This window comes from Marinobacter sp. EVN1, from assembly GCF_000475375.1.
Classification (GTDB): domain Bacteria; phylum Pseudomonadota; class Gammaproteobacteria; order Pseudomonadales; family Oleiphilaceae; genus Marinobacter; species Marinobacter nauticus.
In genome coordinates, this window is the sequence record NZ_AXCB01000012.1 from 190478 (window position 1) to 216527 (window position 26050).

27 protein-coding genes and 1 tRNA gene are annotated in these 26050 nt (G+C 55.3%); 17 read left to right on the forward strand and 11 right to left on the reverse strand.

The window, feature by feature from the left end; genetic code table 11:
• Positions 1 to 123 precede the first annotated feature (123 nt).
• Positions 124 to 831: a flagellar basal body P-ring formation chaperone FlgA gene (gene flgA / locus Q674_RS25930; RefSeq protein WP_011784683.1), complete on the reverse strand. Its 708-nt coding sequence runs from the start codon at positions 829 to 831 to the stop codon at positions 124 to 126.
• Between the two features lie 185 nt (positions 832 to 1016).
• On the opposite strand from flgA, the gene Q674_RS25935 reads away from it, so the two are divergent.
• From Q674_RS25935 to Q674_RS25950, 4 genes are all read left to right on the forward strand, one after another.
• The gene (locus Q674_RS25935; protein WP_023008232.1) at positions 1017 to 1946 is read left to right on the forward strand and encodes a chemotaxis protein CheV; all 930 of its coding nucleotides are present in this window, start codon (positions 1017 to 1019) and stop codon (positions 1944 to 1946) included.
• Positions 1947 to 1981: 35 nt separating this feature from the next.
• Positions 1982 to 2809 carry a CheR family methyltransferase gene (locus Q674_RS25940; protein WP_023008233.1) on the forward strand — a complete coding sequence of 276 codons (828 nt, stop codon included), beginning with the start codon at positions 1982 to 1984 and terminating at the stop codon, positions 2807 to 2809.
• 34 nt (positions 2810 to 2843) lie between these two features.
• Positions 2844 to 3743: a LysR family transcriptional regulator gene (locus Q674_RS25945; RefSeq protein WP_014421700.1), complete on the forward strand. Its 900-nt coding sequence runs from the start codon at positions 2844 to 2846 to the stop codon at positions 3741 to 3743.
• Between the two features lie 120 nt (positions 3744 to 3863).
• Positions 3864 to 4229: a hypothetical protein gene (locus Q674_RS25950; RefSeq protein WP_014421698.1), complete on the forward strand. Its 366-nt coding sequence runs from the start codon at positions 3864 to 3866 to the stop codon at positions 4227 to 4229.
• 57 nt (positions 4230 to 4286) lie between these two features.
• On the opposite strand, the gene Q674_RS25955 is transcribed toward Q674_RS25950, so the two are convergent.
• A complete protein-coding gene (locus tag Q674_RS25955) occupies positions 4287 to 4955 on the reverse strand; it encodes a cupin domain-containing protein (protein WP_023008234.1) in 669 nt (222 codons plus the stop codon).
• Positions 4956 to 4976: 21 nt separating this feature from the next.
• Positions 4977 to 5507 carry an isochorismatase family protein gene (locus Q674_RS25960; RefSeq protein ID WP_023008235.1) on the reverse strand — a complete coding sequence of 177 codons (531 nt, stop codon included), beginning with the start codon at positions 5505 to 5507 and terminating at the stop codon, positions 4977 to 4979.
• Positions 5508 to 5709: 202 nt separating this feature from the next.
• Between Q674_RS25960 and Q674_RS25965 the strand changes: the two genes are divergently transcribed.
• Positions 5710 to 5800 (forward strand) — tRNA-Ser (locus tag Q674_RS25965).
• A gap of 111 nt (positions 5801 to 5911) precedes the next feature.
• Here Q674_RS25965 and Q674_RS25970 read toward each other — a convergent pair.
• Both Q674_RS25970 and Q674_RS25975 read right to left on the reverse strand, forming a co-directional pair.
• The gene (locus Q674_RS25970; protein WP_031209836.1) at positions 5912 to 7051 is read right to left on the reverse strand and encodes a DcaP family trimeric outer membrane transporter; all 1140 of its coding nucleotides are present in this window, start codon (positions 7049 to 7051) and stop codon (positions 5912 to 5914) included.
• Between the two features lie 167 nt (positions 7052 to 7218).
• On the reverse strand, positions 7219 to 8220 hold the full coding sequence (locus Q674_RS25975; protein WP_023008238.1) for a LysR family transcriptional regulator: 1002 nt from the start codon (positions 8218 to 8220) through the stop codon (positions 7219 to 7221).
• Between the two features lie 144 nt (positions 8221 to 8364).
• On the opposite strand from Q674_RS25975, the gene Q674_RS25980 reads away from it, so the two are divergent.
• From Q674_RS25980 to Q674_RS26020, 9 genes are all read left to right on the forward strand, one after another.
• Complete coding sequence (locus Q674_RS25980) at positions 8365 to 8802, forward strand: PaaI family thioesterase (protein ID WP_023008239.1); 438 nt, start codon at positions 8365 to 8367, stop codon at positions 8800 to 8802.
• 27 nt (positions 8803 to 8829) lie between these two features.
• Positions 8830 to 9966 (forward strand): hypothetical protein, encoded by a 1137-nt coding sequence (locus tag Q674_RS25985; protein WP_023008240.1) that lies wholly within the window; start codon positions 8830 to 8832, stop codon positions 9964 to 9966.
• A 250-nt stretch (positions 9967 to 10216) separates the two neighbouring features.
• A complete protein-coding gene (locus Q674_RS25990) occupies positions 10217 to 11377 on the forward strand; it encodes an acyl-CoA dehydrogenase family protein (protein WP_014421690.1) in 1161 nt (386 codons plus the stop codon).
• 14 nt (positions 11378 to 11391) lie between these two features.
• Complete coding sequence (locus tag Q674_RS25995; RefSeq protein ID WP_031209839.1) at positions 11392 to 12615, forward strand: CaiB/BaiF CoA transferase family protein; 1224 nt, start codon at positions 11392 to 11394, stop codon at positions 12613 to 12615.
• A gap of 82 nt (positions 12616 to 12697) precedes the next feature.
• Entirely contained in the window at positions 12698 to 14797 is a 2100-nt protein-coding gene (locus Q674_RS26000; RefSeq protein WP_023008242.1) for a 3-hydroxyacyl-CoA dehydrogenase NAD-binding domain-containing protein, read from the forward strand.
• A 187-nt stretch (positions 14798 to 14984) separates the two neighbouring features.
• Positions 14985 to 15740 (forward strand): IclR family transcriptional regulator C-terminal domain-containing protein, encoded by a 756-nt coding sequence (locus tag Q674_RS26005; protein WP_023008243.1) that lies wholly within the window; start codon positions 14985 to 14987, stop codon positions 15738 to 15740.
• A 271-nt stretch (positions 15741 to 16011) separates the two neighbouring features.
• Positions 16012 to 17004, forward strand: a complete 993-nt coding sequence (locus Q674_RS26010) for a Bug family tripartite tricarboxylate transporter substrate binding protein (RefSeq protein ID WP_023008244.1) — start codon at positions 16012 to 16014, stop codon at positions 17002 to 17004.
• 79 nt (positions 17005 to 17083) lie between these two features.
• Positions 17084 to 17620, forward strand: a complete 537-nt coding sequence (locus Q674_RS26015; protein WP_023008245.1) for a tripartite tricarboxylate transporter TctB family protein — start codon at positions 17084 to 17086, stop codon at positions 17618 to 17620.
• Between the two features lie 86 nt (positions 17621 to 17706).
• Positions 17707 to 19185 carry a tripartite tricarboxylate transporter permease gene (locus Q674_RS26020; protein ID WP_023008246.1) on the forward strand — a complete coding sequence of 493 codons (1479 nt, stop codon included), beginning with the start codon at positions 17707 to 17709 and terminating at the stop codon, positions 19183 to 19185.
• Positions 19186 to 19256: 71 nt separating this feature from the next.
• Here Q674_RS26020 and Q674_RS26025 read toward each other — a convergent pair whose 3' ends face one another.
• The 4 genes from Q674_RS26025 to Q674_RS26040 all read right to left on the reverse strand — a co-directional run bounded on the left by Q674_RS26025 (position 19257) and on the right by Q674_RS26040 (position 22232).
• Positions 19257 to 20207, reverse strand: coding sequence for an AEC family transporter (locus Q674_RS26025; RefSeq protein ID WP_023008247.1), 951 nt, complete (start codon positions 20205 to 20207; stop codon positions 19257 to 19259).
• Complete coding sequence (locus Q674_RS26030; RefSeq protein ID WP_023008248.1) at positions 20204 to 20482, reverse strand: acylphosphatase; 279 nt, start codon at positions 20480 to 20482, stop codon at positions 20204 to 20206. The genes Q674_RS26025 and Q674_RS26030 overlap by 4 nt, the downstream gene beginning before the upstream one ends.
• A 76-nt stretch (positions 20483 to 20558) precedes the next feature.
• Positions 20559 to 21572 carry a c-type cytochrome gene (locus tag Q674_RS26035; protein ID WP_023008249.1) on the reverse strand — a complete coding sequence of 338 codons (1014 nt, stop codon included), beginning with the start codon at positions 21570 to 21572 and terminating at the stop codon, positions 20559 to 20561.
• Between the two features lie 12 nt (positions 21573 to 21584).
• Complete coding sequence (locus tag Q674_RS26040; RefSeq protein ID WP_031209843.1) at positions 21585 to 22232, reverse strand: c-type cytochrome; 648 nt, start codon at positions 22230 to 22232, stop codon at positions 21585 to 21587.
• A gap of 225 nt (positions 22233 to 22457) precedes the next feature.
• Here Q674_RS26040 and Q674_RS26045 point away from each other — a divergent pair, with 225 nt between their 5' ends.
• Entirely contained in the window at positions 22458 to 22862 is a 405-nt protein-coding gene (locus Q674_RS26045) for a DUF1330 domain-containing protein (RefSeq protein ID WP_011784694.1), read from the forward strand.
• Positions 22863 to 22874: 12 nt separating this feature from the next.
• On the opposite strand, the gene Q674_RS26050 is transcribed toward Q674_RS26045, so the two are convergent.
• Together Q674_RS26050 and Q674_RS26055 are read right to left on the reverse strand one after the other, a co-directional pair.
• A complete protein-coding gene (locus tag Q674_RS26050) occupies positions 22875 to 23207 on the reverse strand; it encodes a branched-chain amino acid transporter permease (protein WP_023008251.1) in 333 nt (110 codons plus the stop codon).
• Positions 23200 to 23904, reverse strand: a complete 705-nt coding sequence (locus Q674_RS26055) for an AzlC family ABC transporter permease (RefSeq protein ID WP_023008252.1) — start codon at positions 23902 to 23904, stop codon at positions 23200 to 23202. The genes Q674_RS26050 and Q674_RS26055 overlap by 8 nt, the downstream gene beginning before the upstream one ends.
• 156 nt (positions 23905 to 24060) lie before the next feature.
• Between Q674_RS26055 and Q674_RS26060 the strand changes: the two genes are divergently transcribed.
• Positions 24061 to 25680 (forward strand): methyl-accepting chemotaxis protein, encoded by a 1620-nt coding sequence (locus Q674_RS26060; protein WP_023008253.1) that lies wholly within the window; start codon positions 24061 to 24063, stop codon positions 25678 to 25680.
• A gap of 74 nt (positions 25681 to 25754) precedes the next feature.
• Entirely contained in the window at positions 25755 to 26018 is a 264-nt protein-coding gene (locus tag Q674_RS26065) for a hypothetical protein (protein WP_014421676.1), read from the forward strand.
• The last annotated feature ends 32 nt before the right edge of the window (positions 26019 to 26050 follow it).

The following is a 26050-nucleotide window of genomic DNA, read 5'->3' on the forward strand; positions in this document are numbered from 1 at the left end:
ATACCTGCTTGCCTGGGGCCACAAGAAAGTGGCGTATTCGGGTTTATATCTGCTTAACGGCAAATCCGCGCCATACTTTAGTTACAAAACGGAAAACATTTGCCGCTCTTGCTGTTTGCCGCCTTACATCGGAATTTCGACCCGCCCGGGGCCAACGGCACGAGCTTTGACTGTCCGGGACGAGCGGAGATTTTCCACCAGTACCTGTTCTCCAACGCCCGCGCTCGCCAGTGCCTTACCGCGAGATGATACCGAGAATGAGCCTGAGCGCGCGGTGATAATAACATGGTCACCCCGCTCAATCGCGTTGGGAGCTTCAAGGAGATCCGGGGTCATTACCGTGCCGGCGTTCACCGGGCGGCGCATCATCATGCCTGAAACGGACTCTTTGCGGGTGAGTACGCCGCGACGACTGGCATTGATCTGCACCGAATTTACGGTGACCAGATCTGGTGTCAGGCGCTCTCCGCGCGCCAGGGGACGGGCTGCTATCAGGGCAGGGCCGTGAACCTCGACGCTGGTGGTAACGTACATTCTCCAGGGGCGCTCACCACTGCAGGAAACCAGGACCGACGGGCTGGTGGTCTGTAGCGGATCGCCCGCAAACTCGGCGTTCAGCCCCTGGTTGCAGGCAGCAAGGGCGATGCGGCTGTCGATAGCGCCAACTTCGTAGCGGCTCGTGTAGCCCTCGGCAGCAAGGGTTCTGGACCACTCTGCCAAGAACGTCTGGGCAGCGTCACGGATGGCTTCAGCACTGGTTCTCTCCGAAGACAGAGTGATTGGGCTCAGTGATAGACACAATGCAGCCAAAAAGATGATTCGCATACGCACCGGTTTGTCCTATGCTGTCTGTATCTGTGGATTTTGTCGAAACACGTTAAGGATTCGGGTTGTCGGGCCGTTAACCCTTAACAGGTTTGCAGGCGTCAAAGATTTGTCTTGGACAGGCCTGAAAACACCTTGCAAAGGTCAAAGCAATATTGATGCCGGTATAGGCACGCCAGGAGTAAAGCATCATGGCAGGGGTATTAGACAGCGTTAACCAGCGCACCCAGCTAGTCGGTCAGAACCGGCTTGAGCTATTGCTGTTCCGTTTACGGGGGCGGCAGTTGTACGGCATCAACGTATTCAAGATTAAGGAAGTTCTTCAGTGCCCGAAACTGTCGTCGATTCCCAATAGCCGGAGCGTCGTCAGAGGCGTCTCCCACATTCGTGGTGAGACCATTCCCATTATTGATTTGAGTATGTCGATCGGTCTGCCGGGTATTCCGCAAGAGCAGTTGTCTACCAGTTTCGTGATCATCACCGAGTACAACCGTAAAACCCAGGGCTTTCTGGTAACGGGCGTAGACCGGATTATGAATATGAACTGGGAAGATATCTTGCCTCCGCCGAAGGGCGCAGGGAAGGATGTTTACCTGACTGCGGTGACGAAGATTGATGATAAGCTGGTAGAAATCATAGATGTAGAAAAGATTCTTGCAGAAGTTTCTCCGCTCAGGGAAGATGTTACGGAGGAGTTGGTTGCCAGGAGTGCCGAACGTGTGCCGGGCCACCTGCCTGTGCTGGTGGTGGATGACTCTTCGGTGGCTCGTCGGCAGATCGAGCGTTGCCTGACCGCTATAGGAATGGAAGTGGTTACCAAAAACGATGGCAAGCAAGCACTGCAGTATCTCAAAGAGATAACTCAGGATGGATCGCGCGCAAATGATCACCTGTCTCTGATTATCTCTGATGTTGAGATGCCGGAAATGGACGGCTACACCCTCGTTACCAGAATCAAAGAAGATGCGGCTCTGAAAGAAATGTATGTAATGCTGCACACCTCGCTGAGCGGTGTCTTCAACCGGGCGATGGTGCAGAAAGTGGGCGCAGACGATTTCATGGCGAAATTCAGCCCGGATGAGCTGGCCGAGCGAGTAATGGAAATTATTGATCAGCACTGATGCTCGGCTGATGGTTTCACCCACGAAGAGATCCAATGAAAGCGGACATAACGCCCCAGGAATACGAAGCCTTTAAAAAGTTCCTGCAGGATGCGTGCGGCATCCTGCTGGGTGATAACAAACAGTATCTTGTAAAGAGCAGGCTTCGGCGCATTCTCGAAGAAAACAGCCTGAATTCCCTTGGAGAGCTTCTGGAACGATTAAAGAGGCCTGGAAGGGCAGGCTTGCGCGAGGTGGTCATCGACGCGATGACGACCAACGAGACACTTTGGTTCAGGGACAACCATCCGTTCCGGATTCTGCAGGAAAAGCTCTTGCCAGAGTTTGCCGAGCGCAGTTCACTCCAGCCGTTAAGAATCTGGTCTTCCGCCTGTTCTACTGGCCAGGAGCCATACTCCGTAGCCATGGTAATTGACGAATTCCGCCGTACCCGGCCGGGTAAGCTGCGGGATGTAAAAATCACGGCAACGGACATTTCCAAAAGCGTGCTGGAGGTTGCCCGGAGAGGCGAGTATGAAATGATCGCCATCGGCCGCGGGCTGTCGCCGGAGCGTCAAAAGCACTTTTTTACCCCCTCGGCCAACGGTGGTTGGCAGATTCGACCGCAAATCAAGTCCATGGTGGAATTCAAGGAATTGAACCTGCTGGATCGATACATGCTTGGCAAGTTCGACATCATCATGTGCCGGAATGTGCTGATCTATTTCTCAGCGGAACTGAAAAAGGACATTCTTACCCGGCTGCATGGTGCTCTGAACCCCGGAGGCTATCTGATTCTTGGTGCTTCTGAGTCTTTGAACGGGCTTCCCAATCTCTACGAAATGGTCCAGTGTCACCCTGGCATCATCTATCGCAAAAAATAGCCGGGAACTGTTCAATGCGGAGTAGGGGACCGATGTGGAGAATCTGAACCTCCGACATCTCTATTATTTCTGGGTTATTAGCCGCGAAGGCTCTATTGCCCGAGCCAGCGAGGTGCTCGACCTGGCACCCCAGACCCTCAGTGGCCAGCTTGCGACCTTTGAAGGCGCGGTGGGTGGCCGGTTATTCAGCCGCGAGCGCCGGCAACTGGTGCTCACAGAACTCGGCCATATGGTTCGCAGTTATGCCGATGAGATCTTCGAGCTAACCGGTCAGTTGTCTGAAACCCTGAGGGCGGGACCTGAACACAGGCCGCTTTCCTTGTCTGCGGGCATATCGGCGTCTATCCACAAACTGATCGCCTATTACCTCCTTCACCCGGCGATGAAGCTGAACCGGCCCGTGCAACTGGAATGCCGGACCGGCCGGACGGAAGATCTTCTTCTCAGCCTCAAGCGGAAGGAGCTCGACGTTGTACTGACCGATAGAATGCCCCAGGCAGAATCTCCTGAACGTTTCGCGGTTCATCCGCTATCCCGGTCTACCATCAGTCTCTTTGCTGCACCCGAACTGGCGGAGCAGCTCAAAACCGGCTTTCCTCACTCGCTCAATCACCAGCCGTTACTGGCGAACGCTACCGATGCGCCGTATTTCGAGAAACTGATGCACTGGTTCAATCTCAATAATGTCCGAATGAACCTGGTTGCCCGAGTCGATGACAGCGCCCTTATCAAGGTGTTTGGTCGGGAGGGACTTGGTGTGTTCGCGGCGCCTACGATGATTCAGGATGAAGTGTGCCGTCAGTATCAGGTGGCTCTGATTGCTTCGCTCGATGAGGTGACGGATCAGCTGTTTGCGGTCTCCCGAAGCCGAAAGCTGGCCCATGAGGGGGTGAGGGCAATCTGCGAGGCTCGCCAGGGGATCTTTGAGCGCTAGGCTTCAAGCTGTTAAAGCATCGAAAAATACGATGGTTTATGCTTAATAAAACTTATTTTATCGAAGCCTGCACTGCTCCATTATGGAATCGTATTCCGCAGTATCCAGAGGAGCGCAGCTATGAAAACGATTCACAAGTTCAGACTTGAGCCTGGTAAAGAGCCTACCACCCTGACCTTGAGAGAGGGTTATGAAGTGGTGCGCTGCGAGTATCTGGTGCCGCATAAAGCGGTCTTCCTTTGGGTACAGCAGCCTTTGAATGTAACCACGCCTACTGTGGAACGGCAGTTCCGGGTGGCAATGTCGGGTGAGCCGGTTCCCGATCGGTTCCAGTACATTGATACCGCGCTTGACCCGTTCGGCCCTGAGGCCTATCACGTCTTCGCGGTGCCGGCAGGTGAATTACACCTCACTGGTAATGGCCACGAGCGGGCCGGCGATGAAATGCTGGGTGGCGCTGGGTGGCAAGGGCGTTACGCGTCCTGAATATGATCGCTAGCAAGCAGCGTTGCACGCGCTCTTGGGCCCCATCTGGGGCCCTTTTTACGTTTCAGGGGAGTGGTTTACCGGTAAGTGGCCGGTTTTTACCCAGATGACCGTCTCCTGTTCAACAAACGGATGATGTTCGCTCATATGCGGGCTGCGAATCCAGCTTCCTGCGGGATACCGGCCGTGTTCATCACAGAATTCGCCCGACAGCACAAAGATCTCTTCTCCACCAAAGTGACGATGCGGCTGAAAGGTTTCGTTTGGCGGCCACTTCACCAGGGCAACGTGTTCATGCTCGAATTCGTGCAAAGGCATAACCTGTAAGCCGCCAATGCCGGGTAGCCAGTGGCCGGCATTGGTATCGATTCTGACCGTCGCGGTATCTCTCGGGTCGAACTGATGGAGTTTGACCAGCAGGGTGCAGCCCTCTTCACTGAACGGTGCGTGACTGCTGCCTGGAGGGTTCCGGATGTAGGTGCCGGCCGGATAGTGGCCGGTCTCGTCGGAAAAAACGCCTTCAAGCACCAGAATCTCTTCGCCCAGAGGGTGTTCGTGGGTAGAGAAGGAGGAACCGGGCTTATAGCGCACAACGCTGGTGGCGTGGCCCCGCTCCGCTTCCTCTCGGGCCAGTGGTTTGCGCTCAACGCCAGCGGCGGGGCTGGGCACCCAGTGCTGTTCGTGGGTGCGAATAACAACGCGCTGGGAAAAGTCCATGTTGAGCATAATGTATCTACCTTCTGTCATTCACTTTATCAGGGCCTGAATGTCCCGGAAGTGTGGATGCTTGCAGTGAACCATCCACTCGAAGGCCACCATTTCCGTGGTAACAATGCGGGCGCCGCTCTGGTGCAGTCGATCCAGGGCAACGTCCCGGTCAAGTTCGCTACGGGACCCGGTGGCATCTGCCACCACCCACACCTTATAGCCTGCATCCAGGAGGCTCAGGGCGGTCTGCAGCATACATACGTGGGTTTCGCAGCCCCCGATGACAATGTGTTGCCGGCCTTCGGGCAATTCGTCGATGAGTCCGTCCGGGCAGGCGTCGAAATGGGTTTTCTCCAGAGTTTTGTTGCACAGCTCCTTAACGCCTTCCAGATTCGGCCCAAGTTTTTCAGGTATCTGCTCAGTTGCAATTGCAGGTACGCCAAGCAGTCCCGCAATAGTTGCCAGTATAATGCAACGCTCAGCAACCGCGTCGCCCTCGCTGATGGCGGGCATCAGCCGTTCCTGAACGTCAATGAGTAACAGGGTGGATTGGTCGGCTTTCATCAGCATGGTCATTCTCCTGAACGTGTTGAGCGGGTTTCCTGAAAGGACACGCCATGGACCCCGGGTTTGTTATGCCCGAGGCCGTCGTAAGGTTCTTCTGAAAAAATTTTTGATGAATTCAAAACATGGAGTTGCCAAACGCCGTCAAAACCATTAAAGTTTGCGCCCTCAAATGAGCGACGACATCGCTGATTTGAAACAGTTTATTGGAGAGGTGGCCGAGTGGCTGAAGGCGCACGCCTGGAAAGTGTGTATACGTTAATAGCGTATCGAGGGTTCGAATCCCTCCCTCTCCGCCAATACAAAACCCCAGCAGAAATGCTGGGGTTTTTTGTTGCCTGAATGGCAAGACGATAGCCCTGGCGAGTCGGGGCTATCGTGTCTTATCGGATTGATTAAGTGACGGCTGCTCAGAAATTATACTGGGCCGCGAACATCAGACGATTGGCGTCACCTTCGTCGCCGTTTACCTTCTTGACTTCATAGCGTCCGTACTCCGCACCCAGTGTTACGCTTTTCAATGGACTCCACTTATAGGTGATGAAAGCGTTGGTGTTGCGCTCGTGCTTATCTGCCACATTCAGCCCGTCTTCCTTGGCGTCATCCCAATCCATTGACGTCAGGCCATAGACCACGCTTAGCGCCCCTGGTCCGACTTTGAACGTTGCGCCCAGGTTCGCCCCGTATCCTGCAATGGTCTCAACGGAGTCCCCGTTCAGGTAGGCATCCTCACCGTAGTAGTTGGTGCCAGAGCGCCACAGGTAGCCGTTGGCCCCGTCAGTGTAGTTAAGGTTGCCCTGAATACTCAGATCGTCGGTCAACTGATATCTGGCCGCACCGAAGACCGCGAAGCCGAGCGTCGAATCGTCTGTATCTCCATCATCATAGCCAACTTCCTGGATGAGGGCGGCAGTGGAATACTTCAGTGATCCGGCACCGGATTCGTAACGCGCGGTCAGTGTTGGCAGGCCGTTTTTAGAGGCTTCGTCCAGAATTTTGGACTTCGGGTCTTCTAAAGCAACGGAAAAACCGCCGGTGGTATAGCGAACCTGTGCGGTACGGTTATAGAGTCCGGCATTGCCTGCGACCCCGTCCATCTCCAGGACTGATGTGTTGCCCACAAAGCTGTTGTAGTTAGACCAGGTGCGCCCGAGAGTCCAGTTTTTGTACTGACCGTAGGCGTGACGCAGACGCAGCTGACCGCCGCTGGCGCCACCGCGGAAATCGCCTTCAAGGTTAATCTTCAGGCCACTGGTGAGCTTCGTGGTGATGCCCAGGCGGGACTGAACGGCGTCAGCGCCAAAATAGCCACTGGCTTCGCTATCTTCGGCAGCACCGGTGTTGACCTGGCTGAAGTCACCAGAACGGGTTCCGGTGTTTTTGCTGATGTCTTCATTAATGTCATACGACGCATTCAGGCGCGCATAACCGTAGATGTCGACGGTGGCGTCTTCAGTCTTGAATTCAATCGAAGAGGCGGGGTTGGCCATGCCCATCATGAGTGCCCCGGACAGTACTGTGATCGAGACGGAGAGCTTGTTCTTTGTCATCGCTTATGCCTTTTCTGTGTTGTTTTTGCTGTTTTTCAGGGGGCTGGGTCAGGAAAGGGCATCCCGGTGGCCCAGTCTCACCTGGGCCGGCAAGCTATCAATGACAAACCGTTCGCACAATTATCTAATTTGAATAAATAATATATCCAGATTGTATGGCCTTGAGTCTATTCCTCAGCAACCCCGAAGTGGCTTGGTGCGTTCAGCCCATCGAGGCTGTTCTCGTCAAACAGCGCGCGGCCTTTCCATATTCCCTGTTTCACCTGCAGCGTCACCTGTTTCATGACCGTTTCGGCGAGCTTTAGCGTGGCAAGTGTCGGAGGCAGATCTCTGGGAGTGACGATTGACAGTGAGCGGAAGAGTGTCGGGTTGGTAATTGGAATTGCGATAACCTCGTCGCGCTCGAGCATTTCGTGGACGGAGGCATAGGACAGAACAGTGTACCCGAGGCCACGCCTTACAAGGTCTGTCATCAGCGGCCAGGCGTTGACCTCCATCGCCAAGCGCAGCTTTTGCTGAAGCTTCATCGCCTCGCGCTCCATGAGTTCCCGAAGGCCGTGCTTTTCCTCCGGCATGATGAGAGGCAGATCCAGCACTTCGCTCAGCGACACACTGTCGCGACCGGACAGGGGGCTTGCGGGGTTGGCAATCAGGTAGAACCGTTCCTCCATAAGCGGTGTGTAGTGGAGGTGTTTCTGCTTGCTGTAGCTGTACGTGATTGCAAGGTCGACCCGGTGCTGGGCAACAAGTTGCTGCAACGTGCCACTCATTGCTGATTTTACAGCCAGCGAAACCTGCGGATAAGACTGGCGGAATTCCTCAATGATGCCTCCGGAGAAGCTATAAGCTGCCGTTGGAAGAATGCCGAGAACCACCTGGCCAGTCACCTCGCCGGCAATGGCCGAGACTGAGGCCTGGGTTCGCTCGAGATCCTGAAGTATGGCTTGAGCTTTCTGATACAGAAGTTCCCCGGCAGGCGTCAGGACAACGCCGCGACCGTGTCGGACAAAAACCTGGACGTTCAGTGCTTCTTCCATCAGACGTATCTGGCGGCTCAGGGCAGGCTGAGCAATGAAGAGCTTTTCAGACGCCCGGCTGAAACTGCCGGTATTGGCAATGGTGAGAAACGTGTTCAGCTGTCGAAAATCGATCTTTATCTGAAGCGCCATGGCTTGCCCTTGAAGGTTGTAATGAGTGGCTTCTGAAAGTATAACCGAATTAGATAGGTCATATAAAAAGCATATAATAGTGGTATTCATTGGCCGATGTTAAGGTGCTGCCCATAGAATGAGTTCCGGCGAGGCCCTGGCATCATGAGCGACGTGAATCGACAAACAGAGAACGAAGGACTGAGTGGTTTCAGAGACGTCCTTGGCTTTTCTCTTGTGGAGTGGCGTCAGGGCAACGCGGTCATCGAAGCACCCGTCTCCAGTCAGCATATGAATCGGAATGGTTACGTGCACGGAGGCGTTGTCAGCGCACTTCTTGACTGTGCCGCGGGGTTGGCCGGGACATATTGCGAAATCGACGGCCATATTCGTCGTTGCAGTACGATTTCCCTGAATACGCAGTTCATGGCGCCCATCCAGAGTGGCGTTATGGTCGCCTCCGCCCGCCAGCTAAGTCGCGGTAGAAAAATTTTCTTTGTTGAAGCGTCGGTAACCTGCGATGGCGTTCTGGTTGCAACCGCCCAGGGATCCTTTCGTTACATCCTCGGAGGCGAACACTCACAGGGTGTTCCGGCACAATGAAATCGGGGCAACCAAAGGACAGGAACTGTGGTTGAGGTTCCGTTGTTCGCTGCACTGCGCTCTGTACTTGGGTATACCGCTCTGGCGTCAGCGGCGGCGGTATTCCTTCCCGGGCATAGCCAATTAACTGCGGGTCTCGCGATCCTGGTCATAGCGCTGGGGTGGCAAACCTTACGCCCGATTGCGCGGGTGATTGCGTCGTTGGTTGTCTGTGTTCTGCTTTTGGCCGGACTCTACAATGGCGAGGTTCTGAGCAGTGCCTTCGACGGGATGGCCGCCATTACCGGGCTGGTCCTCTCGGTTATGTTTTTGTCCTCCGTGCTTGGTAAATCCCGGGATCTTGAGGTGATATCACGAAGCCTTTTCCGGGGGCAGTCGCTGGTCCGCTATCTGGGGCTGAGTATCGGGACAAGCACGCTTTCTGTTCCCTTGAACTTTGGTTCTATCGGCCTGGTAGCGCCAATGATTGGTAGCCGGATTCGCAACGGGGGAGAGTCGATGGCAACCCGGAACGCCGCCCGGGCCGTTATTCGAGGGTTCGGAGCCTCGCCCATGGGCTCGCCATTGTCCGTGGCCGTGGTCATGACTGTTACGCTTCTTCCCGGCCTCGAGAGCTGGGATCTATTGGCGTGGAGTGTGCCTTTTGCATTGCTTTACCTCACCGTCGGCGCCTGTTTTCGGGAGAAAGAAATCTCGGATGAACCTGAGTCTTTTTCGCCACAAGACAGGCCGGAACCGCAGGCAAAGGTTGTCGGATCCTGGCTCCGGTTTTTGGGGCTCGCCCTTCTGATTTCGGGTTCTTCTTTCGTGTTGAACGCCTGGTTTGGATACCGGTATTCGCAGGCGGTCACGGTCAGTTGTCTTGCTGTTGCGGTCGTGATTCTGATCACCCAACGAGTACTGCAGCCGGGCGACGCACTGCCTTCGATGGCCAATGTTTCAAATGAGCTGGCCATCATGGGAGGCGCGTCGTTCCTTGGGGGGGGCATTGGTGGCAACCGCCATGAACTCTCTGGGGAACGACGTCTTCCTGCCCGGCGCGGCCTACCCCCTGATTGCGCTATGTGTTCCCTGGCTTTTTTATCTCGGCGGCACCGTAGGGGTAAATCCAATCGTGTCGGCCACGGTCGTTGGCGGAATTCTGGGGCCAATCTGGCCTTTTGATGCGATTGTCGGACTTGGCTTGGCGATGGTGACCGGTTGGGGCATCACCATCGCGGGTACACCTTATTCCGCCAATGCGCTTCTGTTGGAGCGGTTCACCGCCTACGGTGCTCGTCGCGCCGCGTACGGATGGAACCTGCGGTACTCGTTACTATTTCTCGGGCTAAGCGGCTGTCTATGCGCAGCTCTCGTTTTCAGTGCGCTTCGATAGCGCGGTTTTCATACGTTGTTAGGAACATGGGAGGCCGGAATGGCACTAGATCAAGAAACCCTGAATCAGTTTGTCGACAGTGTGCGTCGCTACGTCCGGGATCGGTTGGTTCCACTGGAGATGCAGGTCGCGGAAGAAGACCGGATTCCCGATGATGTCATTGACGAGCTGAAGGAGTTGGGACTCTTTGGCCTCTCCATTCCGGAGGAGTTCGGCGGGCTGGGACTGAACATGGCGGAAGAGGCGGCCATTATTCAGGAGATGGGCTATACCTCGCCGGTCTTTCGTTCCATGTTTGGTACCAACGTGGGTATTGGTTCTCAAGGCATCATTATTGATGGAACGGCGGAGCAAAAAGCCCGCTACCTGCCGAAGCTTGCGACGGGTGAATTGATCGGTTCCTTCGCCCTGACTGAAGCAGACGCTGGTTCCGACGCAGGGTCCGTGATGACTTCGGCGCGGCGGGAAGGCGACGACTACATCATCAATGGCGCCAAACGCTACATTACCAACGCACCCCGTGCGGGTGTGTTCACTGTGATGGCGCGGACGGGCCGTAAAGAGGACGGCGGGCGAGGTGTCTCAGCGTTCCTGGTGGACGCGGATCTTCCGGGCATCAGCCTGGGCAAACCCGATAAGAAAATGGGGCAGAAGGGAGCCCATACCTGCGATGTGATGTTTGACAACGTGCGGGTGCCAGCCTCGGCCCTGATCGGCGGTGTCGAAGGGCAGGGGTTCAAGACCGCCATGAAGGTACTTGATCGTGGGCGTCTGCACATCAGTGCACTAAGTGTTGGTACCGCCAAACGCCTGATTGATGAGAGTCTCGCCTATTCATCACAGCGCAAGCAATTTGGTACCGAAATCGCGAACTTCCAGCTTGTCCAGGCCATGCTTGCGGATAGCCAGACCGAATATTACGCGGGCAAATGCATGGTTGAAGAAACCGCACGTTCCTATGACGCGGGGCAACCTGTGTCTATGAACGCTGCAAGCTGCAAGCTGTTTTGTACGGAAATGGTTGGCCGCGTTGCGGACCGCGCCGTACAGATTCACGGTGGTGCGGGTTACATCAGCGAGTATTGCGTTGAGCGTTTCTATCGCGATGTCCGGTTGTTCCGCCTGTATGAGGGAACCTCCCAGATACAGCAGTTGGTGATTGCCAAGCAGATGCTTCGCAACGCGACGGGTTCACTATGAGTCGCGAGTTAGCTATGTCCGGTCCTTTAGCAGGTATTCGCGTTCTCGATCTGTCACGCGTGATGGCGGGTCCCTGGTGTACTCAGATCCTTGCGGATCTTGGCGCGGAGGTCATCAAGATTGAGCGCCCGGGGTTGGGCGACGATACCCGGCACTGGGGCCCTCCCTGGTTGAAAGACAAAGAGGGTAATCCAACCAGACAGTCGGCTTACTATTTGTCGGCTAATCGCGGCAAGCATTCGGTAACCGTTGATCTGGGACAGCCCGAAGGTCAGAAGCTGATCCGGGAGCTGGCGGCTGAATGCGATGTGTTGGTTGAAAACTTCAAGACTGGCGGGCTTGCCAGAAAGGGGCTGGGCTACGAATCCCTTTGTGAGACGAATCCGGGCCTTATCTATTGCTCTGTCACCGGCTTTGGTCATACCGGACCTATGGCAAGTTACGCAGGGTACGACTACCTGATTCAGGCACAATCCGGGCTCATGAGCATTACCGGTGCGGCCGATGGCCAACCCGGGGCCGGACCTCAGCGCGTGGGCATGGCTGTAGCCGACCTGACTACGGGGATGAATGCGGTCATCGCCATCCTGTCTGCCTTGCACCATCGAACGAAAACCGGTGAGGGCCAGCACATTGATATGGCATTGCTGGATGTGCAGGTCAGTTGGCTTGCGAATCAGGCATTGAACTATTTCTGCAGTGGGGATGTTCCCGGGCGCACGGGCGAATACCACCCTAATCTGGCCCCTTATCAACCGTTTCCGACGAAAGATGGTCAGGTCATTATTGCCGTTGGGAATGATGGTCAGTTCCAGCGCTTGTGTCAGGCCATGGGGTGCCCTGAGCTGGCGGAGGATGAACGTTTCTCAAGCAATCCTCAGCGGGTGCTTCACCGGCCGGAGCTGGTTGGCAAGTTGTGTGAAATCACCCGTACACGAACGAGCCGGGAGTGGATGGATTCGCTGGTAAACGTCCACGTGCCTTGTGGGCCAATCCAGAACATTGCTGAAGTCTTCGAGGACCCACAGGTCCTGGCCAGGGAGATGAAGCTTGAGCTGGAGCATCCGGTTGTGGGCAAGGTGCCAGGCATTGCCAACCCGATAAAGTTCTCCAAAACGCCCCAGAACTATCGTAAAGCGCCTCCGCTGCTCGGCGAGGACACAGATGCGGTGCTTGCCCGGGTATTGGGAAAAAACGCCGAAGATATTCAGAAACTCCGATCCAGCGGCATTCTTTGATGCCAGTGGTCCGGTTTTCTCCAGAGCCGGCTCCTGCGCTTTGATTCGGGTGCCGGCTCTTTTTCCGAGGAGACACAATTTCATGTTGGTGAAATACGAACGTATCGATGAACTGGGTGTTATTACTATCAGTAACCCCCCGGTTAATGCACTGTCCCACGGCGTCCGCAGCGGTATTCTCGAGGCGGTCAATCAGGCTCAGGCTGATGATTCCAGGGCAATCCTCATTCTTTGTGAGGGGCGTACCTTTGTGGCGGGCGCGGACATCAGTGAATTTGGCAAGCCCATTCAGGAGCCGTCGTTGCCTAAGGTGAATGCGGCGATTGAGGCGTCAAACAAGCCGGTGATTGCCGCGATCCACGGTACAGCGCTCGGTGGTGGGTTTGAGCTTACGCTGAGTTGCCACTACCGCTGTGCATTGCCCTCAGCGTTTGTCGGTTTACCGGAGGTTACCCTTGGATTGTTACCCGGGGCGGGCGGTACGCAGCGTGTTCCACGCTTGATAGGTATAAAGGCAGCACTTGACCTGATGACCAGTGGCGAAAAAGTGCCAGCCGAACAGGCGCGGGAGCTGGGGCTGATTGACCGGGTTCTTGAGGGCGACTTGAGAGAAGGCGCGCTGAACTATGCCCGCGATTGCCTGGCTGGCGGCCTGGGCGTCCGCAGAATTCGTGATATGCAGATACCCGTGGATAGCGGAGACCAACAGACCCTGGACGCTTACCGAAACCAACTGGCTAAAAGGAAGCGAGGACAGGAAGCGCCTCAACGTATTGTCGACTGCGTCGAAATTGCTCTTAACCGGCCGTTTGATGAGGGGCTTGCCTTTGAGCGTTCGCAGTTTGTGGAATGCACCCAGTCCGACCAGTCAGCGGCGCTAAGGCATTTGTTTTTTGCAGAGCGTCAGGCACTGAAGGTACCTGATCTGGACCCGGAGGCCCACGCCCGTGACATATCCCGAGTAGGTATCATTGGTGCGGGCACAATGGGGGGTGGCATTGCCATGGCCTTCGCCAATGCTGGTATTCCGGTGATGCTCCTGGAACTCAATCAGGAAGGGCTTGATCGGGGGCTGACTCTGATTTCCGAGAACTATGGGCGCTCGGTCAGTCGAGGAAAACTGTCAACCAGCGAAGCGGCATCCCGGAAGGCGCTCATCACCGGAAGCACAAATTATGAGGACCTTGCCAAGGTCGACCTGGTGATAGAGGCCGTTTTCGAAAGCATGGATGTGAAGAAGCAGGTGTTCCAGCGACTGGATGAGGTCTGTCGCCCTGGGACCATTCTGGCGACCAATACTTCCTACCTCGACGTCAATGAGATTGCGTCTGCGACTTCGCGGCCTGGAGATGTGGTGGGTCTTCATTTCTTCAGTCCGGCAAACATAATGAAACTGCTGGAGGTGGTCAGGGCAGAACAAACCGCGGATGATGTTATTGCGACCGCGATGGCTCTGGGTAAACGACTCCGCAAGGTGCCAGTGTTGTCACGTGTGTGTTACGGATTCATTGGCAACCGGATGCTGAGGCAATACGCCAAAGAGGCTCAGTTGTGCATGATTGAGGGGGCTACGCCGGAACAGATTGACGGAGCCCTGACGGATTTCGGGATGGCAATGGGGCCGCTCGCAGTCGGCGATCTGGCGGGGCTGGATATCGGCTACAAGGCGCGGCAGGCTCTGACCAGCGAGCAAAAAGGTGATCCTCGTACCTACTGTATTGCTGATGCGCTGGTCGAATCCGGTCGCCTGGGACAGAAGACCGGCGCGGGATACTATCGCTACGATCCGGACACACGGGCAAGGTATTCGGATCCGCAAGTATCGGAAGTAATCAAGCGCGAGGCTTCACGATATGGTGTGTCGCAACGCCTGTTTACCAAAGAGGAAATCCAGGATCGACATATTCTGTCTCTGGTTAATGAGGGCTTTCGAATCCTTGAGGAAGGCATTGCTCAGCGTCCGGGGGACATCGATCTGGTCTATGTTCATGGCTACGGCTTCCCATCATATCGCGGTGGCCCGATGTTCTATGCCAGCCAAAGAGGATTGGGCTCGGTCTTTGATCGCCTTGAGGCATTGGCCGCAAGCTCGGGAGAGCTCTATTGGAAGCCTGCGCCTCTTTTAAAACGTCTGGTGGAGCAAGGTCAGACCCTGGAGGAATGGATGGCCAGCAGAACCTGAGACATGTAGACGACAGACACGAAAGCGGGATGATGATGTTGTCCCGCTGTTCCTGCTAGAGCCGCTTGCATAGCCCTATTGGGGCTGGCATCATCCCGCACCTGATTGTGACCGATTATCGAACGATCGGTTGGTGCTTGTACTATTCAAAGGGATGGATTCGGTGGGTCGCGATAGCGAGGGTAGTGTGTCTGTAGACAAAGAGTTCCTGACGACCTTTGCACGCGGTCTGGAGGTTATTCGTTCTTTCGACACGGACACCCCGTCAATGTCGCTGTCTGCCGTGGCAGAAAAGAACAATCTGTCCCGGGCCGCCGCTCGCCGATTTTTGCTCACGTTACAGAAACTTGGTTATGTCACCCAGGACGACAAGAAGTTCAGGCTGACAGCCAAGGTTCTGGAGTTGGGCTATTCCTTTCTTGCTTCGCTGGATTTTTCGGAAACGATCACGCCTTTCATGGAAGAGGTCTCCTACCAGTTGGGTGAGTCCTGTTCTGCACTGGTACTTGATGGCGTAGATATTGTTTACGTTGCGCGGATTCCACGCCGGGGACTCATTCCCATTAATTTGCAGATTGGTGCGCGCCTGCCAGCCTATGCGACCTCTGGAGGCCGGGTACTGCTTGCCTCGCTGCCGGCCCAGGAACTTGACCAGGTGATTCGGGATACCCGTTTCGAAAAACTGACAGCCTATACGAAAGGCCCTGATGAGCTTCGCGCCGAACTCGAGAAGATTCGGATGAACGGCTACGCGGTTGTTGATCAGGAACTGGAACTCGGCATGCGAGCATTAGCTGTTCCGGTTTTTGATCGAAGGGGCAGGGCACGGTTTGCGCTTAACTCCAGCAGCCACGTCAGCACGGTCTCAATTGACCGAATCATCGACGAGTATGTGCCAATCATGCAAAGCGCCTCTCGAAAAATCACTGAAGTTCTGCCCTGATAGAGTGGCTTTTGGGCCATTCTGACACACCTCTGCTACCGCTCCTGTTTCTGGTTATCACCGCGAGGGTCTGATCTGGCCCTCGTCATATCCTCGCCTGAGCTGTTGCTTCTTCAGGTTTCCCGAACCCGCCGTCGGTGGTTATTACTGACTTGCACATAAAAAATTCTTGCACGCCTGAGATGAATATGTGAGATTACTCCCGCGAACATTATTCGAACATAAGTTCGATATGCGAACAACGAAATGACCAACGAGGATAATCACAAAAATGATCGAATTATTTGGGCTTCGTCTGAAACGTAGTGTGCTCGGCGCAGTAACTGCTGTATCTCTGGCTTGTGGTGGTCTGGCTCAGGCCGAAGAGTGGCCTGACGATAACATTCGGTTGGTCGTACCTTACTCTGCTGGTGGTACGACGGACCTGCTTTCGAGAAAAGTGGCTGACCTGCTTCAGCGTGAGTTGAGCACGGTGGTGGTCGAGAACCGTCCTGGTGCTGGCTCGACGGTTGCTACCGGCCAGTTGGCTCGTGGTGGGCGTGGTTCCGACCATATGCTTCTAATGGCATCCCCGGGGCATACCATCGGCGCGTCTCTGTATCCTAATCTGCGATACGATCCAGTTGCTGACTTTGCGTTCATTCGCAACGTAATCAATATTCCGAATGTAATGGTTGTCCCTGCGAGCAGTCCGTACAACACCGTTGCTGAATTTGTTGAAGCCGCGCGGGAACAGCAGCTTTCTTTCAGCTCTCCGGGGATTGGAAGCTCTATTCACATGTCTGGTGAGCTGTTCAAGAACCTGACGAAGACGCAACTGGTTCATGTGCCTTTCCGAGGTTCCGGTGAAGCGCTGCCAGCCCTGCTGGCGGGTGATGTTGACGTCGCGTTTGAGAATATGCCGACCGTTTATCCGCATATTCAGTCTGGAAAACTCAAAGCCCTGGCAGTTACCACACCACAGGAGTCTGAGTTTCTACCGGGAGTCCCTTCCATGCAGCAGGCCGGTGCCGGGTATGGTCTTGAGGATTACGAAACGTCTGCCTGGTTCGGTCTGATTGCTCACAAATCCTTCCCCGAGTCCGGCCTTGAGAAGTTGGAATCGGCACTGGAAAAGATTATGTCTGGCGATGACTTCCAGAACTTCCTGCCTCAGTTTGGAGCGGTAGCGGGTGAAGAAGTCGGAGAAGACTTCCGCGCGATGGTAAAGAGCGAGCTTGCCAAATGGTCCGAAGTCGCTGAACAGGCGAACCTGAAACGTTAAAAAGAATTGCCGTATCGGGCGGGACAGTGCCATTTGGTCGTCCCGCCTTTTTCTTTGAGGCTGAACTGCAGAGGTCATCATGGAACTGTCAGACGATCAATCTACCCACACTGCTAACGACGAATACGGTCGGTTGAATCCCAACTCGTTACTGGGTGGGCTGTTTTTCGTGGTGTCGCTGGTTTTTCTGTTTTATGTAATTCCCAATTACATCAATTTGCCGCCCTATATGCAGCATCCATTGCTGTCCCCCCGGTTTCTGCCGCAATTGGCGGGCTGGCTGGTTCTCATTCTGGCGTTTGTCCTGATGGTAAACGGCTTGTTGTACCCGCCAAAGCGTGAGGAGGCCGATGAACTGCGGCAGGGTGTGCCCGTTCTTCGTCAGGTTTTGATGCTGGCGGCCGGCGCTATTTACGCGGTTTTCTTCGAACAATTCGGTGCCATCGGAAGCGGAATATTCGCAAGTGTTCTGCTGTTCATGGCCAGCGGTCTGAAAAGCGCCTGGATCTATGTATTAGCAGTGCTGTTTCCTGTTGTTGTCTCGCTTCTCTTTATTCACGTCCTGAATGTGCCCCTGCCCGTGGGAACGCTCTGGGAAGCTCTCTTTCAATTTTAAGGGCTGTTCGCCGGGTGATTTGACCATCCGGTGTCAGCATAAAGCTATTTGTCTGAGGTCAGACAGAACGTTTTAGGTTACTAGCAATGGAAAACATTTCAGAAGTTCTGACGCTCTTTCTGAGTGTTGATAATTTTCTGGCCATAGCGGCCGGTGTGCTGATTGGCGTTGTGGTAGGCGCGATCCCGGGTTTAACAGCGACCATGGCGGTTGCGTTAGCCCTGCCTTTCACTTTTTCGATGGAGCCGGTTACCGCGATCCTTTTGTTGGTTGGGATATACAAAGGGGGCATGTATGGGGGCTCCATTACCGCCATTCTTATAAGAACTCCGGGATCTCCAGCAGCCGCTTGTACATTGCTTGACGGCTACCCCATGGCGCAACAGGGGCAGGCTAAGAAAGCCCTGAAAACCGCTTTGTATTCTTCGGTTGTTGCCGACCTTATCTCCAATGTTGCGCTGATCTTCTTCGCGGCTTACCTGGCGAAAATCGCACTGAATTTCGGGCCGCCTGAATACTTCTGGTTGATCTGCTTCTCTCTGACCATCATTGTCTCGGTGTCGGGCAACTCTGCGATTAAGGGGCTGATTGCTGCCGGGTTGGGCATCATCATTTCCACAATCGGACTGGACGCGGTTTATGGTACTCAGCGTCTGACCTTCGACAATTATAACTTGATGGATCGAGTCTCCTTTATACCGCTTCTCATTGGTTTGTTTGCCATTCCCGAAGTCATCGATTTCTATACCTCCAGGGTCGCGCCCCATATCCGTACAGCGGTATCTGGCGCCTCTCTGACGTGGAAGGAGTTCAAAGGCTCCCTGAAAACCGTTATTCGCGGCAGTGTTATTGGGGTCATCATTGGCGCGATCCCGGGTACCGGGGCAACATCTGCAGCCTTTATCTCCTACAGTGAGGCGAAGCGAACCTCTCCCCGAAAGGATAACTTTGGCAAAGGCGAGGTTGAAGGCGTGGCCGCGGCTGAAGCCGGAAATAATGGGGTCGCCGGAGCAACGCTGATTCCGCTGCTATCGCTGGGCATTCCGGGTGATGTGATAACCGCGATTATACTGGGTGCATTCATGATTCACGGCCTGACACCGGGCCCCGTGCTGTTTCAGGAAAACCTGCCCCTGGTCTACGCGCTGTTCTGCGGTATTCTCGTCAGTTCGTTTGTACTGGTTTTTGTCGGCAACGCCGCTATCCGGTATTTCTCGATAATCGCGGATATTCCCAAAACCATCCTGTTACCTATTGTTCTGATGTTCTGTATTTACGGCGCTTACGCCGTGAATAACAGCACCTTTGATATTGGGCTGATGCTGGCGTTCGGTGTTCTTGGTTTTCTGTTTAATCGAACGGGGGTTGCTGCTGCGCCTTTCCTGATCGGATTTATACTCGGGCCAATGTTCGAGGATAACCTGAGGCGCACGCTTCTGATCAGTAAAGGCGACCCGACCATCTTCTTCAGGGGGCCTATCGCCTGGGTATTTATTTTGCTCACCGTCGCCTCGGTAGCCTTTGCCTGCCGGCGTTACTGGATTGGCCGGAGAGAACAGGCGTGACCACCCGATAGCCCAGACTGAAGGCCGCACAGCAAGGGAACGTTGTGCGGTTTCAGAGAGGCCCTGATGGTTTAGCCGATTGCTGTCAGCTGTATAGCGAATACTCCGAGAGTAACGGTCACACTCGCAAGCAGTGTCGTCAGCGCGATAATGTTCGCTGCCATGCGATCGTTGCCGCCAAGCGCCTTCACCATCACGAAGCTGGCCGCTGCTGTTGGGCTGGCAAAAAACAGGAACATGAGCCCGAGTTCGCGCCCTTCAAAGCCTGCCAGCCAGGCTGCGAGAGTACACAGTGCCGGCAAAGTCACCATCTTCCAGATGGATGATCCCACGGCCGGGCCGCTGTCACTGCGGATGGATTTCAGTGAGACCGTTGCGCCGATACAGAGCAGGGCGAGGGGCAGCGTTAGCGAAGCAAAGTAGTCGCCGCTGGTCATTACCCATCCGGGAAGCCTGATTTCAAGGGCTGCAAAAGGAATGGCCAGCACTACGCCGATGATCAGAGGGTTTCGGGCAATGTCCCGAAGGGTGTTGGTCAGGCTCATGGTTTTACCGGGCTGATACGCCAGCAACACGATCACCGATAACGAGTTGTAGACCACGATCACCAAAGCCAGGAGCAGCCCCCCGGCCGAGAGCCCGTAGTCCCCGTAGAGGTTGGCTGCCAACGCCAGTCCAACGATGCCACAATTGCCCCGAAACGCTCCCTGGACATAAACCCCGCGATCCTCTTGCCGGACCCGCTTTGTTGCCCAGAACCAGACAAGGGCAAAACTGGCCAGGGTCGCCAGGAAGTAAAAGATCAGCATGCTGATGCTGAGGGTGGTATCCAGGTCGGCTCTGATAATGCTCAGGAAAACCAGGGTGGGGAGTGTGGCCTTGAAAACCAGAGCAGAGGCGGTGGCGATGAAGCCCTGGTCAATCCAGCCAATGCGCCGAAGACCGATGCCGATAAAAACCATGGCGAATACCGGCAGCGTAGTCTCCAGCGTGTACAGAAAGGTATCAAGAAGACTGCTCAATGTGTGGTCCTGAAGTCAGCGAATTCCTGAGTGGCGGGCAGTTCCTGGGTTGCAACCTCATCGACCACAGCGCGTTCCGGGCCTTCGTGACACCATTCATGCAGTGCCTTGAGCTGGAGTGGCTCGCCCTCTGCCATGATTTCGACCCTGCCGTCCGGTAAATTTCGTACCCAGCCTGTGAGGCCCAGTTCCCGGGCTTTCTGTTCGGTGGATGCCCGGTAGTAAACGCCCTGTACTTTGCCGCTTACCAGCAAGTGCCAGCGATTGATGGTCATCGTGTTCCTCCTTGCGTTGATTGCAAGCAAAAAGGCCTCCGCAAGGGAGGCCTGTGACACCGAATTATAACGTCTGTCAGTCGAATGTTCTCGACCGCACGGTGTCTGGTTTAAGGAAAGGCTTGTCTCCGGTGTTGTCGTGGTCACCCAGTAACTTGCCATCGGATTCCCGAACCTGACCATACATGGAATGTTTGTGGAAGGTAGGCCCGAATTTTTCAGCGGTTTCCTTCACATCGCCCGTGTAGCGCGGATCTTGTGGTCGCTCCTGGCTGTCCATGTAGAAGGCGATATCCCAGGCTTCCTGATCGCTCAGGGAGTTGGGCTGCCCCAATGGCATGTTGTTCTTGATAAAGCCAGCTGCGGTATGCAGGCGCACAATACCAGCCCCCCAGTTGTTGGACATATCTCCCCAGGGGGCCGGGAATACTGTGTGGCCGTCGATACGCAGGCCTGTCCCATCTTCAGCGTGGCACACCGCGCAGTTTTCCTGATATAGCTTTTCACCGTTGGTGTAGCTCAGTTCAGCCGGCCGCTCGGGCGCCGGGAAACCCCGGCCATAGATGGGCTGTTTGGGGTACATCTCCATACCTGTCGCCAACCACTGATGGTAGGCAGACAGTGCCAGCATATCGTCACTGCCGTACTCCAGCGGCTTGCCGTTCATGGAATAGGTGAAGCAGCCTGCAATCCGTTCCTCCAGGTTGTTTACATGGCCGTTCTTGCCGCGATAGCCGGGCAGGGTGACGGCAGCCGGCCAGATAGGCGCGCTGAAAGGCATCCGGCCTTCGCCCAGATGGCAGCTGGAACAGTTCATATTGTTGAACACGTTCTTTCCACGCAGTTGCTGGGTGTTGGTGAACAGGTCATAGCCCCTGCGGATAACCTTTTTCAGTTCCGGATGGATGTCGGCTTCTTCCAGGTCTGCCATGGACGGCGGAATGTGTACCAGTTGGTTTTCGTTCGGGGCAGGAAAGCCCATGGCGGTGAGCTGATCGATGTAGGCCTGGGTTCTGTCGTCATTGGCCGCAGCGGTTACCGGAAGTATTACGCAGCCGGAGAGGGCGATGGTTAGCAGTGTGCGCATCATGATCTATGTCCCTCAGTTGCTGGGGGTGTTCTGGTTGGCAAGCCAGACGGCGACCGCGTGAATGTCGGTATCGCTCATACGGCGTGCAATGGAGCCCATAAGATCCTGGGGATCGTTCTTGCGGGTACCTTCCTTCCAGGCTTTCAGTTGTGCCTCGATGTAACCCGCGTGCTGGCCTGCAATGCCGGGAAATACGTCGCCAGCACCCTGGTTCCCGGGGCCGTGGCAGCTTTTGCAGGAAACAACGTATTGGGACCAGTCGCCACGCTGAGCCAATTGTTCGCCCCTGGTCAGAAGTGCTTCATCGGCTTTTTGGCCGCCTTCACCAGCGGTGGGTTCAAGCTGGCTGTAGTAGGCCGCAACGTCGGCAATCTTTTGATCGTCCAGCATGTTGACGAAAGGCATCATGGTGGGGCTGGTCCGGGAGCCATCTTTGATGTCATGCAACTGTTTGGCCAAATAGGTGGCATTCAGCCCGGCCAGCCTGGGCCAGGATTCTCCACCTTCGATGTGTTTGCCGCTGCCATCGGCCTGGTGGCACGCTACGCAGAGGTTGGCGACCTCCTTGCCGTTTTGTGGGTCGCCAGATACCGCAGCAGATGCAATACCTGCCGTGGTGGCCAGCCCGATTGCGGCCAGTATCACTGGGAGTTTGCTCACGGTCGATTGTCTCTCTCTTGTTCTGAATAAGTACGCTTTAGCACTGATGGTTATGTGCTTATAGCGGTAGTGTGGCCTCAATTCTTGCTTGACGAAGGTCAATAATGCAAGGGAACCCCTCCGAAAGGCGAAGATGGAGATGCACATTTCGGGATTTTCGTTTACTGTCCTATTCAAAGAATGGCATCAAAGAGCCATCCTGCAAACGAATGAACAGGGACAACTATGGCGACCGTCAATCCATCTCAGGAAGAGTTACAGAAGATTCTTGATGAAATCCCCAAAGATCAGCCTGTTGTGATGCTGAATCTGCTTCGGTTCAGGGACAAGGCTGCATACAAGGATGACAGCGAAGACTGTTCCGGAAGGGATGCTTACAAGCGTTATATGACAGAGGCTGCCCGCAGTGTCTCGGAAGTTGGTGCCGAGGTGATCTGGTCTGGCCGTTCCGTCGGTTCGCTGATTGCGCCGCCGGATGAATCCTGGGATCAGGTGCTGCTGGTCCGCTACCCCTCCATTAACGCGTTTCTGGCGATGATTGAAAGCCCGGAATACAAGGGCGTGGTGAAGCACCGCACGGCCGCGCTGGAAGATTCCCGGCTGGTGGCCAATGTTGAGGGCACCCCCTGATTTTCGGGTGCCTTACAGAATGCCTGATTGCTGAATGGCCATGTAGGCTGCAGTGCCGGCCGCGATAGAAAGCAGCGCGTTTCTGCGCCACAGGTGAACGGCAACCACCAGTAATGCGGGTATCAGCGCATCTGCGCCAGGTGCCTGTGCATGCCAGTCCGCAGACCTCTGCAAAAATACTGTGGCCAGTAATGCCATCACGGCTGCGGGCAGGAAGCGCCCGATGTGTTTGACCAGAGGGTGTTCCGTGTGCTTTTCAAAGAACAGGAAAGGCACCACCCGGGTCGCAAATGTGGCCAGGGCGGAGATGGCAATAAACGCCGCCAGGTAGCTACTTTCACCCACGATTTGCGTCTCCTGCCATGGTGTCTGTTCGATACTTCCGGTAGTGCAGAAGAAGCACTGCAGTAACCAGTACAATGCCTGCTATCAGTTGATGGGTTGCCGGCACCAGCATCATGGCAAACGCAGCTGCCGCCGCCCCCGCCCACACCGGAAACGAATCTCCCAATGCTTTCAATTGTTCGATGGTGAGCACAATAAACAGCGCCACGAGTGCAAACTCAATGCCGGTACTGTTGAAGGCGACAGTCTTGCCGAGTACCGCACCCAAGGTGCATCCGACAATCCAGTAGCCCTGGTTCATGGCCGTGATCCGGAAGTCCACATGCTGTTCCTGTTCGCGATTGGCCGAACGGGGGCGGCTGGTGAGCAGGGAATAGGTTTCATCGGTCAAACCGAAAATCAGATACGCCTTACGCCAGCCGGCGCCACGGAATTGCCCCAGCAGCGACAACCCATAGAAGAGATGTCGAGCGTTCAGTACGAACATGGCAACGGCCACCTCAACCAGTCCGGCGTTGGCAGCCAGCAGGCTGACCGCCAGAATCTGGCCGGCACCGGCGTAGATAACCAGGCCCATCAGGGGGGCAATCCACCAAGGATAATCCAGTTGCGTGGTAAACAGCACACCAAAGGCCATACCAAGGGGGATGTAGCCAAATAAAATCGGCAGAGTGAGTTTGAAAGCGTGGTGATTCATTAGCATCCGAACGGAAATAAAAGAGCGATGATAGTGATTTAGCAGTTATTTTTGAAGATCGCCAAACGTAGTATCGAAAAAATGACGCAAGCAAATACATAAAAGTGTCATAAAACGGGCATACCCTCCGACCGGGTACACCTGATCGGAGTTTTTATGCTGACCACTGTTCGCGCCAGAATCCTGGCGTTTGCGTTGCTGTCGGTGGCTGCTGTTGCCGGCCTCACGTTCATTGCCTGGATGATCATAGCGAAAGCCGAGCATACCTCGCAGGCACTGGTTGGAGAGAGTCTCGAGCAATCCTGGATGCTGGTTGATCTGGAGCAGGACCATCGACTGTTGCAGGATCTGGCTTACAAGATCAAGGCACAGCTTTTACTGTGGGACGAAATCGATCCTTTGTTCACCGAGTTGGAGCGCTCAATTCCCCGGCACTGGCAGAGGGTTCAGGAGAATCCCGGGTTAGGCACCTGGTCACGGGACAATCGCGAGCAATATGACCGGGTCGTGGCGCTGATGGCGGACATGAAACAGGGAATAGGCCAGCGCAGCTACTATGAAGTGGGAAAAATCGTCGATTTTCAACTGTTCCAAGCGTTGGAGCCCATGCTGACGGCGATAACTGAGCGCCAGAGAGCCAGTCGCGATGGCGTTACTGCGAGCGCATCGGAACTGTTGCATTATCTGGCAGACCAGCAGAGGTTCCTGCTTGGTGGCGCCCTGGTCTTTCTTGCGTTGGTCGTGGCGATGACGCTCTGGCTACGGACTTCGGTGATCCTTCGCTTGCAGGCCATGGCCCGGGATGTGTCGGCCATGGAGCAGAACGCTGATCTAACCAAGATCCTCGCGGTAAAAGGTCGTGACGAGGTTGCCGGCGTGGCCGGAGCTATTGAACAACTGGTCCGGCGCTTTGAGGTGTTTGTTGAGGATGTTCGGTCAGCGGCTTCAGGCCTTGATGCACGCTCTGCCAGCCTGGATAACGGAGCGGAAGCACTGCAGCAAACCTCCGAAAGCACTCGTCGCCAGATTTCCGATGTGGCTCAGTCTATGACTTCCATCGCGGATCAGGCGTCACAGATCGAACAGGCCACCGAGCACTCTGCAGCAACGGTGATGCATGCAGTCAATGCCAACAGCGAAGTCCGTGAGGGGCTGGCTAACAGTGAGAAAGGCGCTGACCACACGGTTGAGGTGATTGGACGGGTTTCTGAGTCGATCACCGCGTTGATAGACGCAACCGGAAAAATCGAGCAAGTCACCGGCGTGATCGCCGATATTGCCGAGCAGACCAACCTTCTGGCCCTGAATGCGGCGATTGAAGCAGCCAGGGCGGGCGAACACGGCCGGGGATTTGCCGTGGTGGCAGACGAGGTACGCACGCTTTCGCGTCGGACCTCGGAATCCACCGCCAATATTCGCCAGTGGGTGCAGGACCTTGTCGTGGGTGCAAACAACGCAGACTCACTGTTGGAAGATATGGCGGGCGCTGGCGAAATGAATCGCGCTAATCTGCATGCCCTGAGAGCGCACCTGGAAGGTCTGGCGGCTCAGTTTCATGAGCTGCAGCGTCAGAGTGAGAGTGTGCAGGGTGCGGTTGCCTTGCAGCGGGGTGAAATCGCGAGAGTGGGGCGTCGTGCGGAGGCTCTCGGTGAGAGTGCTGAGACCCTGACTCTGAATGTGGAGGATACCCGCCTTGTCAGTGAAGCGCTTAGGCAGGAATCGGTGGGCATGAAGCAGCTCATTGCCCGTTTCCGCACCCGCTCTCCAGAAACGTGATGATGTGTCTTCATCTGCGGGGGTTCTTGTCTGGCTCATAAAACCGTAACATACAGCGACTGACTGGAGGTTCTATGAGTAACGATGCAGTGCAGCCTTCCGATCCGGACCCGCGAGAAGAAAAATTTGTAGTAGACACGGGTTTGCTTACGGCTGATCAGCTCGAGGGCCTGGCCGAGGAATACTGCACCCGTTATCACGGGTTGAATGACACCGAAAGTCCTCTGGCAGAGCGGGAGCGCGTACTTGAAGCTGTGCGTAGGGGAGAACTGGTGGTCTGGTTCGATCCGGTTGAAAACACCGCCGGCCTGGGCTCCCCTTCCGGCAATAGTCTGTGATCAAGGTGCCCATTTTGGCAGTTTTTTTCATG

Bases quoted from the DNA above. Each gene is read 5' to 3' on its own strand.
- Q674_RS25935 (WP_023008232.1), top strand. From the start codon at position 1,017: ATGGCAGGGGTATTAGACAGCGTTAACCAGCGCACCCAGCTAGTCGGT.
- Q674_RS25940 (WP_023008233.1), top strand. From the start codon at position 1,982: ATGAAAGCGGACATAACGCCCCAGGAATACGAAGCCTTTAAAAAGTTC.
- Q674_RS25950 (WP_014421698.1), top strand. From the start codon at position 3,864: ATGAAAACGATTCACAAGTTCAGACTTGAGCCTGGTAAAGAGCCTACC.
- Q674_RS25955 (WP_023008234.1), bottom strand. From the start codon at position 4,955: ATGCTCAACATGGACTTTTCCCAGCGCGTTGTTATTCGCACCCACGAA.
- Q674_RS25960 (WP_023008235.1), bottom strand. From the start codon at position 5,507: ATGCTGATGAAAGCCGACCAATCCACCCTGTTACTCATTGACGTTCAG.
- Q674_RS25970 (WP_031209836.1), bottom strand. From the start codon at position 7,051: ATGACAAAGAACAAGCTCTCCGTCTCGATCACAGTACTGTCCGGGGCA.
- Q674_RS25975 (WP_023008238.1), bottom strand. From the start codon at position 8,220: ATGGCGCTTCAGATAAAGATCGATTTTCGACAGCTGAACACGTTTCTC.
- Q674_RS25980 (WP_023008239.1), top strand. From the start codon at position 8,365: ATGAGCGACGTGAATCGACAAACAGAGAACGAAGGACTGAGTGGTTTC.
- Q674_RS25990 (WP_014421690.1), top strand. From the start codon at position 10,217: ATGGCACTAGATCAAGAAACCCTGAATCAGTTTGTCGACAGTGTGCGT.
- Q674_RS25995 (WP_031209839.1), top strand. From the start codon at position 11,392: ATGTCCGGTCCTTTAGCAGGTATTCGCGTTCTCGATCTGTCACGCGTG.
- Q674_RS26000 (WP_023008242.1), top strand. From the start codon at position 12,698: ATGTTGGTGAAATACGAACGTATCGATGAACTGGGTGTTATTACTATC.
- Q674_RS26010 (WP_023008244.1), top strand. From the start codon at position 16,012: ATGATCGAATTATTTGGGCTTCGTCTGAAACGTAGTGTGCTCGGCGCA.
- Q674_RS26015 (WP_023008245.1), top strand. From the start codon at position 17,084: ATGGAACTGTCAGACGATCAATCTACCCACACTGCTAACGACGAATAC.
- Q674_RS26020 (WP_023008246.1), top strand. From the start codon at position 17,707: ATGGAAAACATTTCAGAAGTTCTGACGCTCTTTCTGAGTGTTGATAAT.
- Q674_RS26030 (WP_023008248.1), bottom strand. From the start codon at position 20,482: ATGACCATCAATCGCTGGCACTTGCTGGTAAGCGGCAAAGTACAGGGC.
- Q674_RS26035 (WP_023008249.1), bottom strand. From the start codon at position 21,572: ATGATGCGCACACTGCTAACCATCGCCCTCTCCGGCTGCGTAATACTT.
- Q674_RS26045 (WP_011784694.1), top strand. From the start codon at position 22,458: ATGGCGACCGTCAATCCATCTCAGGAAGAGTTACAGAAGATTCTTGAT.
- Q674_RS26055 (WP_023008252.1), bottom strand. From the start codon at position 23,904: ATGAATCACCACGCTTTCAAACTCACTCTGCCGATTTTATTTGGCTAC.
- Q674_RS26060 (WP_023008253.1), top strand. From the start codon at position 24,061: ATGCTGACCACTGTTCGCGCCAGAATCCTGGCGTTTGCGTTGCTGTCG.
- Q674_RS26065 (WP_014421676.1), top strand. From the start codon at position 25,755: ATGAGTAACGATGCAGTGCAGCCTTCCGATCCGGACCCGCGAGAAGAA.